At 45.4% G+C, this 15627-nt stretch carries 16 protein-coding genes and 1 riboswitch; of the genes, 15 read left to right on the top strand and 1 reads right to left on the bottom strand.

Going from position 1 to position 15627, the window contains the following annotated elements; translation table 11 throughout:
• Nucleotide 1: 1 nt before the first annotated feature.
• Nucleotides 2-172: a hypothetical protein gene (locus BLR65_RS29500; RefSeq protein ID WP_169716874.1), complete on the bottom strand. Its 171-nt coding sequence runs from the start codon at nucleotides 170-172 to the stop codon at nucleotides 2-4.
• A gap of 58 nt (nucleotides 173-230) precedes the next feature.
• Here BLR65_RS29500 and BLR65_RS05135 point away from each other — a divergent pair, with 58 nt between their 5' ends.
• The 15 genes from BLR65_RS05135 to BLR65_RS05065 all read left to right on the top strand — a co-directional run bounded on the left by BLR65_RS05135 (nucleotide 231) and on the right by BLR65_RS05065 (nucleotide 15618).
• Nucleotides 231-1502, top strand: coding sequence for an S-layer homology domain-containing protein (locus BLR65_RS05135; protein ID WP_093793117.1), 1272 nt, complete (start codon nucleotides 231-233; stop codon nucleotides 1500-1502).
• Nucleotides 1503-1686: 184 nt separating this feature from the next.
• Nucleotides 1687-2616 carry a hypothetical protein gene (locus BLR65_RS05130; protein WP_093793116.1) on the top strand — a complete coding sequence of 310 codons (930 nt, stop codon included), beginning with the start codon at nucleotides 1687-1689 and terminating at the stop codon, nucleotides 2614-2616.
• A gap of 149 nt (nucleotides 2617-2765) precedes the next feature.
• On the top strand, nucleotides 2766-4229 hold the full coding sequence (locus BLR65_RS05125) for an LPS-assembly protein LptD (RefSeq protein WP_093793115.1): 1464 nt from the start codon (nucleotides 2766-2768) through the stop codon (nucleotides 4227-4229).
• Between the two features lie 27 nt (nucleotides 4230-4256).
• Nucleotides 4257-5264, top strand: coding sequence for a bifunctional heptose 7-phosphate kinase/heptose 1-phosphate adenyltransferase (locus BLR65_RS05120; RefSeq protein WP_093793114.1), 1008 nt, complete (start codon nucleotides 4257-4259; stop codon nucleotides 5262-5264).
• Nucleotides 5251-5724, top strand: coding sequence for a D-glycero-beta-D-manno-heptose 1-phosphate adenylyltransferase (rfaE2, locus tag BLR65_RS05115; protein WP_093793113.1), 474 nt, complete (start codon nucleotides 5251-5253; stop codon nucleotides 5722-5724). The genes BLR65_RS05120 and rfaE2 overlap by 14 nt, the downstream gene beginning before the upstream one ends.
• A gap of 62 nt (nucleotides 5725-5786) precedes the next feature.
• Nucleotides 5787-6899, top strand: coding sequence for a glycosyltransferase (locus BLR65_RS05110; RefSeq protein WP_093793112.1), 1113 nt, complete (start codon nucleotides 5787-5789; stop codon nucleotides 6897-6899).
• A gap of 28 nt (nucleotides 6900-6927) precedes the next feature.
• Nucleotides 6928-7923, top strand: coding sequence for a glycosyltransferase family 9 protein (locus BLR65_RS05105; RefSeq protein ID WP_093793111.1), 996 nt, complete (start codon nucleotides 6928-6930; stop codon nucleotides 7921-7923).
• A gap of 12 nt (nucleotides 7924-7935) precedes the next feature.
• Nucleotides 7936-9168, top strand: a complete 1233-nt coding sequence (locus BLR65_RS05100) for a CDP-glycerol glycerophosphotransferase family protein (RefSeq protein WP_093793110.1) — start codon at nucleotides 7936-7938, stop codon at nucleotides 9166-9168.
• Between the two features lie 20 nt (nucleotides 9169-9188).
• Complete coding sequence (locus tag BLR65_RS05095; RefSeq protein WP_093793109.1) at nucleotides 9189-9944, top strand: polysaccharide deacetylase family protein; 756 nt, start codon at nucleotides 9189-9191, stop codon at nucleotides 9942-9944.
• Nucleotides 9941-10684: a phosphocholine cytidylyltransferase family protein gene (locus tag BLR65_RS05090; RefSeq protein ID WP_093793108.1), complete on the top strand. Its 744-nt coding sequence runs from the start codon at nucleotides 9941-9943 to the stop codon at nucleotides 10682-10684. Before BLR65_RS05095 ends, BLR65_RS05090 begins: the two co-directional genes overlap by 4 nt.
• Nucleotides 10684-11802, top strand: a complete 1119-nt coding sequence (locus tag BLR65_RS05085) for a glycosyltransferase family 4 protein (RefSeq protein ID WP_093793107.1) — start codon at nucleotides 10684-10686, stop codon at nucleotides 11800-11802. The genes BLR65_RS05090 and BLR65_RS05085 overlap by 1 nt, the downstream gene beginning before the upstream one ends.
• Nucleotides 11803-11817: 15 nt before the next feature.
• On the top strand, nucleotides 11818-12921 hold the full coding sequence (locus tag BLR65_RS05080) for a polysialyltransferase family glycosyltransferase (protein WP_093793106.1): 1104 nt from the start codon (nucleotides 11818-11820) through the stop codon (nucleotides 12919-12921).
• 237 nt (nucleotides 12922-13158) lie between these two features.
• Nucleotides 13159-14052, top strand: coding sequence for a radical SAM/SPASM domain-containing protein (locus BLR65_RS05075; RefSeq protein WP_093793105.1), 894 nt, complete (start codon nucleotides 13159-13161; stop codon nucleotides 14050-14052).
• A 71-nt stretch (nucleotides 14053-14123) separates the two neighbouring features.
• Nucleotides 14124-15203, top strand: coding sequence for a lipopolysaccharide heptosyltransferase II (gene waaF / locus BLR65_RS05070; protein ID WP_093793104.1), 1080 nt, complete (start codon nucleotides 14124-14126; stop codon nucleotides 15201-15203).
• Nucleotides 15204-15255: 52 nt separating this feature from the next.
• Nucleotides 15256-15344: riboswitch (cyclic di-GMP riboswitch) on the top strand.
• Entirely contained in the window at nucleotides 15313-15618 is a 306-nt protein-coding gene (locus BLR65_RS05065; protein ID WP_169716875.1) for a hypothetical protein, read from the top strand. Its footprint overlaps the riboswitch before it by 32 nt.
• The last annotated feature ends 9 nt before the right edge of the window (nucleotides 15619-15627 follow it).

Below are 15627 nucleotides of genomic sequence, written 5' to 3'. Positions count from 1 at the left end.
TCTAAGTGTTATATAAAGCCGCTAACTTTTGGTTGGCGGCTTTATTTTTTACAAAAAAATTTAAAAAAGCTAAAATATTATTTTCCATAGCAGGAATATGATACATAATGTAGAATATATTTCCCATGAGTAAACTACAGCGAGAGAAGTATGAGGAAACATGGACACTCATAACAGTCTCTCCTTAGTAGCTCAAAAATAAATTTCCAACATTCTAAGGAGGAAAAAACATGAAAAAACAAACCGCTATGGCTCTGGCAGCAGTATTTGCCATGAGCGTAGCAGGAACCGCTCTGGCTGCTCCTGCTAATCCTTTCGTCGATGTACCCGCAAAACACTGGTCCTATGACTCCATCAACCAATTAGTTAAAGCTGGTGTAATCTCCGGTTACGGTGACGGCACCTACAAAGGCGACAGAACTCTTACCCGTTACGAAATGGCTACTATTGTAGCAAAAGCTATGGCTAACAGCGACAAAGCCGATGCTGCAGCCAAAAAACAAATTGAAGCTTTGAAAGCTGAATTCGGCTCCGAACTGACTAACCTCGGCGTTCGTGTTGACAATCTGGAAAAAAATGCTTCCAAAGTAAAATTCACCGGTGAAATCCGTGAACGTTATGAGTATAGTGATGATGCTGTTGCCAAAGCTGGCGACACTGACAAATCTGTAGCTAAAACCCGTGTTCGTTTATATATGACTGCTCCGATTGACAAAAATGTAACCTTTAAAGGCCGGTTGGCCGCTGAATCTGAAACTGGTGCAACGGACAGTACAGGTACTGCGGACAATAACGTGAAACTTGACCAAGCTTACATCACCGGTGAAGTCGGTGGAGTGACATATAACTTTGGTCGTCAACCGATTCTTCTCGGACAAAAAATTATTATTAATAACTCTGGCAACAATGACGGCTTAGTGTTAAGCGCTGGTAAAGATGTTAGAGTGACTGCTGGTGCCTATAAATTATCATCGACTAATTATAAAATTGGCAATGTTGATTTCAAATTGAACCAAAACCTCCATCTTACTGCTTCTTATCTGGCAGACGACAAAGATGATAATTCTAACAAGTATAAAGATAGTGCCGTTGGTTTGAACTACACTGGCTGGAAAAACTTCGCAGTTACTGGTGAATATGCACAGAATAGTGCAGATTATGTAAAAAATAATAATGATGGTGATAAAGCAAAAGCCTGGGCTGCTAGACTCAAGTATAAAGGTGCAACCAGTGCTAAAGGTTCCTACGGTATGTGGGTTAGCTACAGAAAAGCTGAGAATAATTTTGACCCCAATAAGACCAACTGGAATGATTTCACCGATAGCGTCAGCTGGGTTAACGGCATGGCCGAAATGAACGATGTCAAAGGTTTAGATTTTGGTGTTGAATATGCATTGTTCAAAAATGGTATTCTGCGTGTTCAATACAGCGACTTGACTGATGAAAAAACTGGTGATGTTGATAAGAAAAACATGTTCGCTGAACTGGTTTACACTTTCTAATTTTTCAATCAAAACAGGAAACCTGCTAACTCTGTTAGCGGGTTTTTCCTGTTTTGTCTATTAATATGAAATTTTCCATGTACTATGGAATGTCATGTCTATCCAGAAAATTTTTTCTAGCAGGATATACCTTTTTTGTGGCGAATTAATCCCTATATAATTCGTCAAGGAGGAATCAATCTGCATGATCAATAAAAAAATTACAGCGATAATTACCACGCTGATGCTTATCATTTCTGCACTTGCTGTACCTGTTTTCGCGCAAGCGGACGGTCAGCCTACGGTTATTGGCAAGCTGGCTGTTATTGAACGGTCAGTCTACGGTTCGACCCAAACAGGGGCTTTAGCAGATAGAATCAATAAAGTGGAAGAAGATATTTATGGGGCCAAAGTCCAGGATGCGCTGTTGCCGCGGGTAGACAAACTGTATAGCCACGTGCTGGAAACATCCGACCAGTCGCCTTCTATGCGTACCAAACTGAATGCGGTAGAATGGAATTTAACGCATCGGGTCAGCGACAGCCCGATTAAGGCACGGATCGAGAGCCTGGAAACCACAATGAATGGCAGCCCAGAGACCGGCTCCATGGATTCACGTCTTACCAAGCTGCTTAAACTTTCCTATACAGGCGGTCAATTTGAGGTAGCTGCCACGACAATACCCAAAGATACGTTAATTAAAATTAAGACTTTGTCTACACTTAACAGCAAAACCAGTAAAGTCGGCGATTCGGTGGCGTTAGGCATTGCCGAAGATGTAGTGATTGACGGTGTATTGCTGCTGCCGCAGGGGGCTGTGGGCAATGGTAAAGTCACCAAGGTGGAAGCGGCTAAAAATTTCGGACGTGATGCGAAACTGGAAATCAGTTTTGATCATGTTACCGCTATGGACGGCAGTAAAGTGGAAACATTGCTTGGCGACAAGGCGAAAAAGGAAACCAAATCTCTGGCCACAGCAGCCGGAGCCAGTGTGGCCGGTATGATTGTTTTGGGACCTGTAGGCATCATTGGCGGCGCGTTTGTAAACGGTAAAGAGGCGAACATACCGATTGGCAGTCAGCTTTACATACAGACCAAAGAGGATGTTACAGTTTATGGAATTCGAGTTAAATAGTAGGTAAGATTTAAGCAAAAAGCCGCATTTATGCGGCTTTTCTACATATTACTAGCCATAAAATGAAGGAATAGCGCCATAGGTATAGAATTATTTCTAGATAGTATACCTATCTTGTGATATTAAATGACAGGAGAAGAGCAAGCGTTATGCCTAATAATAAAATGATACTTGGCGTATTGGCATTAACCATTGTTTTTGGCGCTTATAATATCAGCCATGCCCAAGAACAAACAACCACTCAGGAGCAGTCGACGACCCCACAGTCAACGACTCAGCAAACAACGACCCAGCAGCCGGCAACTCAGAAGTCAACAACACCGCAACCACCTATTGTCATTGAAGCCAATGAATTATCGTTTAGTGATGAGACCGGTGATATTTTGGCAAATGGCAAGGTAGTTATTACGAATCAAGGGCAGCGGCTAGAAACGGAACATCTAGATGGAAATTCAAAGTTGAATGAGATCTGGATTAATGATACGGCTACATTTTCGGAAACCGGTACTTCGCCCAGCAAGTCCAGCAACCTTACCGGCAATCATGTAATTTACAACTACAAGCTGAAAACCGGCAGTATGGAACAGGCTAAAGGCAAGATTGAGCGTAAGTATGTATCCGGCGAAACAATCAGTGTGCTCCCGGACAAATATCTGATCAGTCACGGGACAGCGACAAATTGTCCGGCCAAAATTCCCGATTATCATGTCAGTGCCGACAAGATAGAAATCTGGCCTGAGGATAAAATGATCGCCTATAACGCCAAATTTTGGATAGGTAATACGGTTATTTTTTCATTACCCAAATATCAGCAGGGCTTGGGTAAAAATGCAGGTGAATCGTCTTTCCCCCGCATCGGCTATGATGGTGACCAGGGCTTATATATAAAACAGCATCTGGAATACCCGTTTACGAATAAATTTTTTGCCTATGCGAACCTTGACTACTATAGCAAAGCCGGCTATAAACCGAGCTACGGCTTGGTGCGGCGCGAAAAGAACTTCTCTGTGGAAGTGGTTGACGGGCATTTTCTTGATAATGATGATAACTGGATTAAAAAAGAACCGGAATTCAGATTTTCTTATCATTCCCGGCGTTTAGGACAATTGCCGGTAAGCTACACGTTTACCGCCAGCTATGGCAAATGGATAGACAGTTCGAAAACAAGCTGGCATCAGGAGTATGAGGTTTACTTTACCCGCGATCCGATTAAACTAAATAGTACAATGAACTTGCATTTAGGTACTGGCTATGAAATTATTCATGAAAGCTATGACAATTCCGTGCAAAATATTTTTAAATATGACATCACGGTAGATAAAAAATGGTCTGACCGCTTCACAAGTTATGTGGGGTATCATTATACTCAACCGAATAAAACACTGTTTGCCTATGACAGTGATGACATGAATCGTGAACTTGATGCAGGGATTACTTATAAAATCGACCACATGAATTCAATTGGAGTAGTCCGAAATTACGACTTGGATAGTAAGAAAGTTGAGGATTTGAATTATATCTGGTATCGGAATCTTCACTGTTGGCAAGGTACGCTTACTTACAAATCCAAGGAAAATAAGTGGAAATTTGATATAACTACCACTCGCTGGTAATACCACCCCGTGAAAGGAGCCTTATTTGTGTCCCAGAATCTAAGCCGGCTTATCGATAACTTGCAGCAAAAAAAAATCATGGTGATTGGCGACATGGTAGCCGATGTCTATTTGGAAGGAGCGATTTCCCGAATATCCAGGGAAGCTCCTGTTCTCATTCTTGAACATGCCGGCGAAACTGTCGTACCCGGCGGCGCCGCTAATGCCGTGCATAATGCCGCTACTTTAGGGGGGCAGGTGTATGCCGTTGGGGTAGTTGGTAATGATCAGGCCGGTCAGCAGCTTGCGCAGCTGCTGGGCGATAAACAGGTGAATACCCAGGGTTTTATTACCGATCCTTCCCGGCCAACGATTACGAAAACCCGGGTAATGGCCGGCGGACAGGCCACCGTACGCCAGCAAGTGGTGCGCATTGACCGGGAATGTAAAGAAGCACTGAATGCAACAGTCGAACAAAGGCTTTTGCAGTATATAACCGAGCATATCCGGCAGATGGATGTCGTAGTCATGAGCGACTACGGCAGTTCTACCATTTCGCCGGCAGTCAGGCAGGTGGTGATTGACGCCTGCAATCAGGCTGGCATACCCTCCATGGTGGATTCGCGCTACAATATTATGGACTACAAGGGAATCAAGTTTGTTAAACAAAACGAGTCAGAAGCTGCTGCTGCCTTGAAAATCAGGATTCGTGACCAAAATTCGTTAAACCAGGCTGGGCGGCAGCTGTGTGAACAGTTACAGGCGGAGGGTGTGTTAATTACCCAAGGCCCGGAAGGTATGACCTTGTTTGAGCGGGCCGGCGCCATTTCTCATATCCCTGTGAGCAATAAAAGTGAAGTATATGACGTGACCGGCGCGGGGGATACGGTTGCCATTACCATGATGCTGGCATTGGCTGCTGGTGCTACAGTCTATGAGGCCGCTTGTTTGGCTAACTTTGCCGCCGGTGTTGTCGTGCGCAAGCCCGGGACGGCAACAGCTACTCCGGCTGAGTTAAAGCAGGCGTTAGGAGATATCACGTATGAGCATTGTTAGCCGCGCTGACATCAGCACACTTGCTGCCACTGAAAAAGCCGCCGGTAAAACCATCGTATTTACCAATGGCTGTTTTGATATTCTCCATGCCGGGCATGTGCGTTACCTAACCGGCGCCCGGCAATTAGGAGACTGTCTCATTGTCGGTTTGAACAGTGATAAGTCGGTGCGCAGCTTAAAAGGCCCGACCCGTCCGGTTAACAGTCAGGACGACCGGGCAGAAGTATTGGCGGGACTGCGGGCAGTTGACTATGTGGTTATTTTTCATGAAAAAACAGCGGAAAACATTATCAATGAAATAAAACCGGATATCTATGCCAAGGGGGGCGACTACTGCGTCAAGGATTTACCGGAAAGCAGAGTCGTGGAAGCGAACGGCGGACGCATTGTTCTTCTGCCGGAAGTTGTGGGACGATCATCTAGCCGGATCATCAAAAAAATCAGCGACCAGACGTCGTAAAAACCGGCGATTGCCAGATGCATTGTCTGAATGAAAGAACAAGAATGAAATAGAGGGATAATTTGAATATTTTACTCTTTTTTTCACAGCCCTGGCGAGTTGGCGGGGCGGAAACGCACGTGGAAGCCTTGATCAAAGGGTTGCCTCAGGATAGGATATTCCTGATCGTCAATAAAGGCAGCGATGAGCAAAAACTTGCGAACCTACAGCAGAATTACCCGGAACTGCGAATTTATAGGCTGCAATTTCGCGGGCTTAACGCATTTAGTTGGATAAGCGATTTTATTAAAATCATATCCATCATAAAAGAACACCAGATTGACGTCATTAGTGCCCAGCAACGTACCGCCGGAATCTGGTCATGGCTGCTGCATAAGTTTACCGCAGTCCCGTTTACTGTTACTATGCATGATGCCTGGCACAGGGCTCTGTTTTGCAGACTGTATTCCCGCCTGTTTCCGACGATGATTGTGGTCAGCAACAACTTGCAGGCAATACTAACAACCAAATTCGGCTTTCTGAAATCACAAATCCACTTAATTAATAACGGGGTGGATTTTTCTAAGTTTGTATCCCAAAATAAAGAGGCAAGCCGGGCCGCTCTGGGACTACCTAAACAACAAAACTTAATAGTTCATGCTAGCCGCTTAAGCAGTATTAAGGGAGCGGTAGCGCTCAGCCTGATTGACTGCATGCGCGAGGTGGTCCGGTTTATTCCCGATGTCCGGCTTGTTATTATCGGCGAAGGCCCGCTGCGGGATGCTATCGAGAAAAAAACGGCTGCTTTTAACGCTCAATATGGTGATGTCATTCAACTAGAAAAGTTTACAGACACCATTACAGGGTGGTATAATTCTGCTGATGTGATTGTTGGCGAAGGACGGGTAGCGATCGAGGCCCTGGCCTGTGAACGCCCGGTTGTGGCAATCCGTAATGCCAACACCTTTTTGGGAGCGGTAACCGCTAGTAATATTGGGGAAGCGATGGAAGCTAATTTTGATAAAGCCGTCCAAACAGTAACGCCTAAGGCATTGGCTGCCGAAATTCGCACCGCGTTTTCGCTCGACGAAGAAGAATGTGCCTGGATAGCGGACGAGGTCCGGCAAAAACTAGGCATTGACAAAATGGCTGCTAAGTATAAAATGATCTTTAGTAGTCTTATTGACAAGCATTAAGACTTACATAGATGTAAAGGTGGTAACCTTGCGAAAGATATTAATTATTAACCGTCTGGGCATTGGCGATGTCGTGCTGACTACCCCGCTGGCTCAAGGAATTAAGGAACTGTACACAGCCAGGGTCGGCATGGTGGTGGCTCCTAAAGCACCGGATGTTGTGACAAATCATCCTTATATTGATGATGTTTTTCCTTATCGGCTTCCTTCCAAGCGGGAGATGATTGACCGGATCAGGGAAAAAGGATATGAAGAGGCGCTAATTGTTGACGGACGTTTTTCCTCAACGATGCTGGCAATCAAAGCCGGTTGCAAACCTATTCATCCGGGATTTGAAATATCCATCGGCCCGCGCCGCCTGTTTACGGGAAAGCGGCGCGCCGAATCAGCCATTGTCGACTATACCGCCTTTCTTGCCTATTTGGACGCCAGCAAGCCTGTTCCCGATTTGCCGGCGCGGGTGGGCGATGCAGATGAGGCGAGCAGGAAAAAGGTGGCAGACTGGTTTGCGGTTCACCAGGCAATGGCGGGTAGGCTGATATTGGTGATTCCCAAAGGTCTGTCTGAAAATAAAAACTGGGAACAAGCCTATTTTTCCGAAGTCACCGGCTTTCTTAACCAAAAAGGCTATATACCGGTATATTTAGGCGCTAAGCATGACTGGGAGTATATTGAAGGAATTGCCGGCGAGAAAGTGAATTGTGCCGGAACCTTTACCCTGCGGGAACTGCCGCTGCTGGCCTGCAAAGCTCTTGTCTGCATTTCTGTTTGTACAGGTCCTATGCATGTGGTGGCCACCACCGGGGTGCCGATTATTGCTTTATACGGTCCCACAGCGCCTAAAAGGTGGGCTCCCCGGAGCGCTCAGGTGCTCCAAAGCCAGCGGGCCTGTGTACCTTGTGAAAAGCTTACCTGTGACCAGTCAGTCTTCAGAGCCTGTATGCAAGAAATTCTGCCTGAACGGGTTGTTCAGGCAATTGACAGGATTCTTGCGGCCGGACCGCAGGAAAAGTATGAGAAATAAGGAGCATGGCAAATGTTTTTTAAAACACTTAAGATCGTGCTGCTCAAACTGCTTGAGCGAGCAGCCTATCTGATTATTGGCTGGGGACTGATTATTCCTTTGACTTGCCTGATACCCAAAAAGAAAAATCTGGTCCTGTTTAAGGGATCCTCCAATAATGTTAAGTACTTATTTTTCTATGCCTGCCAACAGGATAAAGAGCAGGAGACAGAAGTCTATTACCTGACGCGAAATAAAAATGTGATCCGGCAGTTTGCCGAACACGATCTGCCGGTGATAAAATACCCGAGTCTTGCAGCCCTCTGGAAAATGTTGCGGGCAGGCAGCTATATCATCGATAATCATATTTCCGCGCTTAATTATTATATTTTTTATCGCAGTAATAAGATTCAGCTCTGGCATGGCATTCCTTTAAAACAAATTGGCCCATCTTCCATTAAAGGCTTAAAAAAACTACCGCCAAGCCTGCTAAAAGAAATCGGCCAAAAAATTGCATTTTACCCTAAATATGATATTTTTATGTCTACGTCTGATTATTATACCAATGAAATTTTTGCGTCAACCATCAAAACCAAACACTATGTGGATTACGGTTACCCCCGTAATGACATGCTGTTTCATCCAGTGCCGGTAGATAACGATTTATTAGGAACAGATACCGCCAACAACCAGATTATCCGGCACTTTAAAGAGCTGGGCGGGCAGGTGGTGCTGTTTGCGCCTACTTTCCGGGATACGGGCGGTGATCCGATTTCCGACAAGGCCATTGAGTTAAACCGCCTGAATGCTTTTGGTGAAAAACATAATCTCTTGTTTGTTTTTAAATTCCATCCGACGACACCGGCTCATTCGCTGATCAAGGGCTTGTCCCATTGCCTTGAATACAACAAGAGTAAAGACATTTATCCGGTGATGAATCTGATCGATCTCATGGTTACCGATTATTCGTCCATTTATCTGGATTACTTACTGTTGAAACGCCCGGTTTTATTTTTTCCCTATGATTATAAAAAATACACGGAAAAAGACCGGGATATTCAGGTTGACTATAACTGGATTACGCCCGGACCGAAATGTTCGACCCAGGAGGAACTGGAACAGGAAATTACCGCCATGTTGATTAACAAAGAGGATAAATACCAGGAAAAACGCCGGGAGATTCTGAATATCGCTTTTAAGTACCAGGACGGAGAGGCTTCCAGGCGCATTTGGGACGTCATCAAAGCGCACAATCAAATCGCCTGACAGGTGGAAAGGACCAGCCCATGGGCAAGGAAATTCCTATTTTAATGTATCATTCGGTCAACGATGTCCCGCATGATCGCAATACAGTATTAACGAAAAACTTTTCCCGGCAATTGCATTACCTTCGCACGGCCGGATACCATACGATTCACTTGTCGGAATTGCAGGCCTATAACGAGTCCGGTGCGCCGCTGCCGCCTAAGCCTGTGATTCTTACTTTTGACGACGGTTACGAGGATAATTATACATATGCTTTGCCGCTGCTGATAAAATACGGTATGAAGGCAACCGTTTTTCCGGTGGCTTGCTGGGTGGGACAGCCCTGCGGCTGGAAAAGGAAACCCGGTAACGACCGCCTAATGTCCTGGGAGCAAATCAAGGCCTGGCAGGCGGCCGGCATGGCGGTGGGCGCGCATACTGTTCACCATGTCCGGTTAAGTTCACTGTCAGACAAGGAGATTGAGTCCGAACTAACAGAAGCGAAAAGCATCCTGGAGGGAAATCTCGGCACAGCGATTGAATTTTTATGTTATCCTTATGGCGATTTTGACGATAGAGTTAAGTTTTACGCCCGTCAGACGGGCTACAAAGCGGCCCTCGCCATATTTGCCGGGACTTCGCCGCGGCATCCTGAGCTGTTTGCCTTGCCGCGGGTCGGGATTTCATCCCGGGTTCCTTTGTGGGAATTTACCTGTAAGATTGCTTATCCCCGGCTATTTGTCGGGGCACGGCTGCTGGAAACGAAATTTAAGAATTTGTGGAGGCATTCTAAGTGAAACTTTTTATTTTGGCTGCAGGCAAAGGCACAAGACTGTGGCCGCTTACCAAAAACACCCCTAAATCTCTGATTGATTTGGGGGACGGAACAACCATTCTGGAACGACAAATTACCACGGCCATTGAGTCTAATTTGTTTAATGAAATTATCATTATTACCGGCTATAAGGCTGAACAGATTGATGCCAAGGTTGTGGAATATGGCAAAAACATTAAGATTACGACGCTTTACAATCCGTTTTTTGATTCCAGCAACAACCTGGTATCGTTATGGTTAGCCCAGTTCCGGATGCTGGAAGACGACTTCATTATAACCAATGGCGATAATATTTATAAAGAAAATGTGCTAACTAAAATTGTAGCCGACGAGGAAGAAATCATTCAGGTTACCGTGGACTTTAAAGACAGTTATGACGAAGACGACATGAAAGTCAAACTTGATGGCAGCGGCAACATTGTAAGAATCCATAAAGATATCGCTTTGGCGGAAACCGGTGCCGAATCGGTAGGATTGGCCTTGGTAAAGGGTGCCAGACAACGGAGAATCTATGTCAATAAATTGTGCCAACTAGTAAAAAAAGAGGAATATATTAATAAATTTTGGCTGGAGACCTTCAATTCCTTGATTGAAGACGGGATAACGATTAAAAAGACAGCCATTGAACAGCAGGATTGGAAAGAAGTTGATTTTCATCCTGACATGGAAAGCCTCAAAAAGCTGATCTTGAGTGGTTTCTAATGGCAGGCGCAACGTATCCTCATATTTTGCTGGTTGTACCGCGTCTTAATATTGGCGGCGCCGAGTCCTATGTCGCCACCACCGCGGTTGCTCTGGCGCGGCGAGGATACCAGGTTACCGTTGCCTCCTGGGGCGGGCAGCTTGCTGCCAGATTGAAGGATGAAGGCATCCGGCATTATCTGGTTCCCATCAGGTTAAACAGCTATCTGGCCTCCTGGTGGCTCTATTATATTATCAAAAAACACAATATCAGCCTGGTTCACGCCAATTCGGCGGCAGCCGGCGCGGCTGCCCTGAAGGCCTGTCGGCGGCTTAACATACCGCTCGTGTATACTGCGCACGGTGTATTTGGCTACAACCGACAGGAAATGGAACTGGTTCATGTCGATAAAATTATTTGTGTAAGCAATTTTGTCCGGCAGCGTTCCCTGGCAATCGGGATTCCGCCTGAAAGATTAGTCACTATCTATAACGGAATTGATCTGACAAAATTCGTACCCCAGCCTGAGCGCACCCTTCTGGTACGGCGGGAATACGGACTGCAAGCAACTGATTTTGTGTTGGGAATTGTTTCGCGTATCAAAAACCTCAAAGCCAAAGGCCATGAGGATATGCTGCAGTTGCTTGCGAAATATAGTGGACGGCAAACCCCAAACTGGCGCCTGCTTGTTGTGGGCAAGGGAAAAGGCGAGGTGGAACTTAAACGGGAAGCCAAACGCAGGGGCTTGGGCGATAAGATCTGTTTTGCCGGGCATCAGACCGATGTACCCCAGATCATGCAGGCTATGGATGTTGTCGTATTGCCGTCTGATTTTGAGACTTTTGGCTTGGTGCTGGCGGAAGCCATGGCCATGGGGAAGCCGGTCATTACCTATGCGGTTGGCGGAACGCCGGAGGCCATCGAAGATGGTGTTACCGGTTATCTAGTGCCTAAGGGCGACATTGACGTCTTGTATGAGCGGATTAACAGATTGTACACTGATCCCCAGTTGCGGAACAGAATGGGACAAAACGGCATAACCCGTGTCCGGAAAATGTTTGACAGTGAAAAAATGATGGAACAAATTATTGCCGTATATGATGAACTATTGCCAGTCAAACCCACATCTAATGTTTGAAATGAGGAAGCTCCTATGAACAATGTTTTTGTGGTGGGTACCCCGCTGCAATTATTGTCAGCCTATATTTTGGCCGGTGAATTTTTTCCGGAGGCAACCAACCAATTGTTGCTTATTAATCCCCGGCAGGAAAAGCTCTGGCATTCCAGTACCTCCTTACAAAGAATGGCCAGTGATCAAACAATTTGGTCACAGATTGTTTCGATTAACTACTGGCTGCGGCGTGACTATGTATGGAACTATCCCCGGCAAATGCGGGCAATGCGGGAACGGTTGACTGCCTTCGGTTCGGTGACTCAGGTATTTTTAGGATCAGATAAGATCATTCAAAACCAAATTTTGGTTGAACTGCTGGGCTGTACCCAGTATGCCCGGCTGGAAGACGGCATATGGTCTTATCACAACCGGGACAGGCGCGAGCTAAGCAAACTGTGGCAGTATATCCGAATTAAATTTTTTCGCCATATTGGCGGTATTTCCAGCCAAATGCAGCACAACTTCGGCGGGGTAGGTCACGGCAGAGCGGCGAATGCCGATTACCTCTTTAAGCCGGAACTGCTGGAAAGACCCTCGCCCGCTGCCGTGCAGATTGAGCGGGCGGCCGTACAGCGGGTGATGAGCAGGCTAACGCAGGATATGCAGAGTATCGCCGCCATGTCGGACAGTAATTGCCTATTGTTTTTAGGCAGTACTTTTGTGGAAAGCAATGATTTGTCCCCGGAAGAGGAGCGCAAGCTGATAGGTAATGTCTATCAGCTCGCCTGTACGGCGGGGATGACCATGGTATATAAACCCCATCCGCGTGAGGATGCCGGCAAGGTGGAGAGTTATGCCCGGGAATACCCGGAATTGACTGTTGTGCGGGTTAATGATCCGATTGAAGTAATTTATGCCAAACATCATAATTTAAAGTGCGTAGTAAGCATTTGCTCGTCTGGCTTGCTGTATGCCGATGTGTTTTCCCAGGATATTGTGCCTATAGGATTATTTAAATTGTGTTCTCTAAAACAGTGCGACGCTGTCCTTGCCAGAATGATGGAAAAGGCCGGTGTCATGCTTCCAGAAAATTTAGCTGCGTTGCGGCGGGTATTGGATAAAAAAGAAACTGTCACCTTCTAGTTTTAGAGGTGACAGTTTCTTTTTTACCGCCTTATTTCTGTTGCGTCGGAATCAGTAACTTTACCAGCTAGCCTTTCCTAACTACCTGCACTCCGGGCATTAACATGGTAGATGATAAAGATACCGCTACTGTTTATAGTATAAGGATACGATACTTGAAAATTTATGAAGGAGTTTCAAAGAGTTTCCGCGAAAAAGATAGTCATAACTGCAAAATATATCCAAGGGAGCCAAAATATGATTATCAATTATGAAAATATTGTCAAGTATTACTGCAAAACACATTTGCCGTTTTTGTATAAGTTGAAGGAAAAGCACAAACAAAATAAATACCGGCGGAAAGTGACGGCGGCCATTGCTAAATACCGTGACCAATATCGCCAAAACGGGGTTTATCCCCTTTTTACCGTGATCGAAATCGAAACATTGAACCGGTGTAACAATACTTGTTCATTTTGCCCGGTTAACAAGCATGCTGATACCCGTGAATATAAAGCAATGGATCAAGAGTTGTTTGTAGCAATCTTAGAACAGTTACAGGCACTGCGTTACACAGGTACGGTGCATCTGTATTCGAATAATGAACCGTTTCTTGACAACCGGATTATTGATTTTGCAAAGCTTACGAAAGAATATGTACCCCAGGCCCGTTTGAAGATATTTACGAACGGGACGTTGCTGACACTTGATAAATTCAAGGCTATTATACAATATTTGGACCGGATTGTCATTGATAACTATAATGATGATCTTCAGCTTATTCCCACCATTGAAACTATCTACCAACATGCCAAAAACAATTCTGTATATAACGACAAAGTTCGAATTCGTCTACGAAAAATACATGATGTTCTCAGTACCAGAGGAGGCCAGGCACCTAATCGGGCCAGCGAAGAAATCTCCAGTTTGCCCTTTGGCTGTTTATTGCCATTCCGTCAGATGATTGTTCGTCCTGATGGCAAGATCAGCCAGTGCTGTAATGATGCTTTGGGCAAAATCACCATGGGTGATTTAACCCGCGAGTCAATCGCGGCTATATGGCAAAACTCAAAATATCTTGCTTTGCGGGAACAAATCACCCAGGGGCGGGCCGGGCTTCCCTTATGCGACAACTGTGACTCACAATTGTAATTTCACTTGACTTTGCCTTGTAATTTGGCGAAAATGTAGGGAAGCGATTCTAAAACAAGAGGAAAAACAAAATGAGCTATAGCAACATCCTTATTGTCAAACTGAGCGCGATCGGCGATGTGATTCATGCACTGCCGGTGGCAACGGCCTTAAAACAACAGTTTCCTGCCGCGAAGATCACCTGGGTGGTTGAGAAACCAGCTTATGACCTATTAACCAATAATCCGTATATTGATGAACTTGTTATTTTTGATAAGGCTAAGTATAAATCACTGGGCGGCTTGCTGAAACACGGACGGGCATTGGCCAGGCAGCTCAAAGCTAAAAAATTTGACCTGGCGCTTGATTTGCAGGGTTTGTTTAAAAGTGCCGCCATCATCTATCTTAGCGGCGCAACGACCCGCCTTGGCTACTGCAATATGCGCGAGCTGAGCCATTTGGTGAGTCGGCCAGTTTTTGGACCCAATCAAACAGGCCATGTTGTGGACAGGTATCTTGATGTGGTCAGAGCGCTGGGCTGTGAAGTAAATCAGCCGGTTCGTTTTCCCATTCAGATTACCGCCGAGGAAGCGATGTCTGCTGAAGCCGTTGCTACTCATGCCGGTCTGCGTCAGGGTAACCGCTATGTTGTTTTGGCGCCGGGAACAAATTGGCCGACAAAGTGTTGGCCGGTCAGCCACTTTGCTGAGTTGGCGAACATGCTGTGGCAGGATCAGATTATTCCGGTATTAATCGGCGGCAGGGGCGACCAAAGATTATCGGAAGATATCAGTCAATCAGCAAGTATTCCACCGGTCGACTTAACCGGTAAAACCGGCTTAAAGCAACTGGCTCATGTTATTAAACAAGCTGTTTGTTTTATCGGCGGCGATACCGGACCGATGCACCTAGCAGTTGCAGTTAATACCCCGGTGATTGCTCTGTTTGGTCCAACCGATCCGTTGCGCAACGGGCCATACGGAGCCGGAGCCGGCCACCAGGTTTTGCTGACCGACAGAGCCTGCCGGGACTGCTGGAAGAGGGAGTGCCCCCGGCATGAAATATGCTTGGATGTCATTACGCCTGGCCAAGTCTATCAAACTGTCGGTGCCGTTTTAACAAAATGTAGTGCCACTCCCCCAAAAAATTCAACAATCAAAAGCAAGAAATAATTGACAATTAAATTAATCCAAATTATACTAAAATTGTAAATTTATCTAAAAAGTATATAATCGGCAAACTTTCTGAAAAGGAAGGACGCAAAGCCATGGGTCTAACGATATGATAGAATCTAAGACAGCCAGGTTGCAATCAACAGCAATCTGGCTTTTTTTATTATTACTTAGTCCTAGACCAAATATAAGCGGGAAAGGTGAGGTTAATATGAATGACCATGGCCGAATCAATGAGTTGATTATTCAATTAGAAAATTTGGGGTATTTGCGCTATCAAATTCAAGATATGGTACAAGAAGTTATTGGGACAGCTAAGTTAGAAAATTTATCACTAGAAGAAGAAAAAGATGTTATTGAAGCACTCGAGGAGCATGTTAGTTTTGCAAATAAATGCCGTAAAGCAAAATTATGATAGGTAACA

This window comes from Sporomusa acidovorans, assembly GCF_900101845.1.
In the GTDB taxonomy this organism is placed as follows: Bacteria; Bacillota; Negativicutes; order Sporomusales; family Sporomusaceae; genus Sporomusa; species Sporomusa acidovorans.
This window is presented reverse-complemented; position numbering and strand designations above follow the sequence as displayed.

Excerpts from the sequence above, each read along its gene's own strand:
- BLR65_RS29500 (WP_169716874.1), bottom strand. The coding sequence starts at position 172 with ATGAGTGTCCATGTTTCCTCATACTTCTCTCGCTGTAGTTTACTCATG.
- BLR65_RS05135 (WP_093793117.1), top strand. The coding sequence starts at position 231 with ATGAAAAAACAAACCGCTATGGCTCTGGCAGCAGTATTTGCCATGAGC.
- BLR65_RS05130 (WP_093793116.1), top strand. The coding sequence starts at position 1,687 with ATGATCAATAAAAAAATTACAGCGATAATTACCACGCTGATGCTTATC.
- BLR65_RS05125 (WP_093793115.1), top strand. The coding sequence starts at position 2,766 with ATGCCTAATAATAAAATGATACTTGGCGTATTGGCATTAACCATTGTT.
- rfaE2 (WP_093793113.1), top strand. The coding sequence starts at position 5,251 with ATGAGCATTGTTAGCCGCGCTGACATCAGCACACTTGCTGCCACTGAA.
- BLR65_RS05100 (WP_093793110.1), top strand. The coding sequence starts at position 7,936 with ATGTTTTTTAAAACACTTAAGATCGTGCTGCTCAAACTGCTTGAGCGA.
- BLR65_RS05095 (WP_093793109.1), top strand. The coding sequence starts at position 9,189 with ATGGGCAAGGAAATTCCTATTTTAATGTATCATTCGGTCAACGATGTC.
- BLR65_RS05085 (WP_093793107.1), top strand. The coding sequence starts at position 10,684 with ATGGCAGGCGCAACGTATCCTCATATTTTGCTGGTTGTACCGCGTCTT.
- BLR65_RS05080 (WP_093793106.1), top strand. The coding sequence starts at position 11,818 with ATGAACAATGTTTTTGTGGTGGGTACCCCGCTGCAATTATTGTCAGCC.
- BLR65_RS05075 (WP_093793105.1), top strand. The coding sequence starts at position 13,159 with ATGATTATCAATTATGAAAATATTGTCAAGTATTACTGCAAAACACAT.
- waaF (WP_093793104.1), top strand. The coding sequence starts at position 14,124 with ATGAGCTATAGCAACATCCTTATTGTCAAACTGAGCGCGATCGGCGAT.
- BLR65_RS05065 (WP_169716875.1), top strand. The coding sequence starts at position 15,313 with ATGATAGAATCTAAGACAGCCAGGTTGCAATCAACAGCAATCTGGCTT.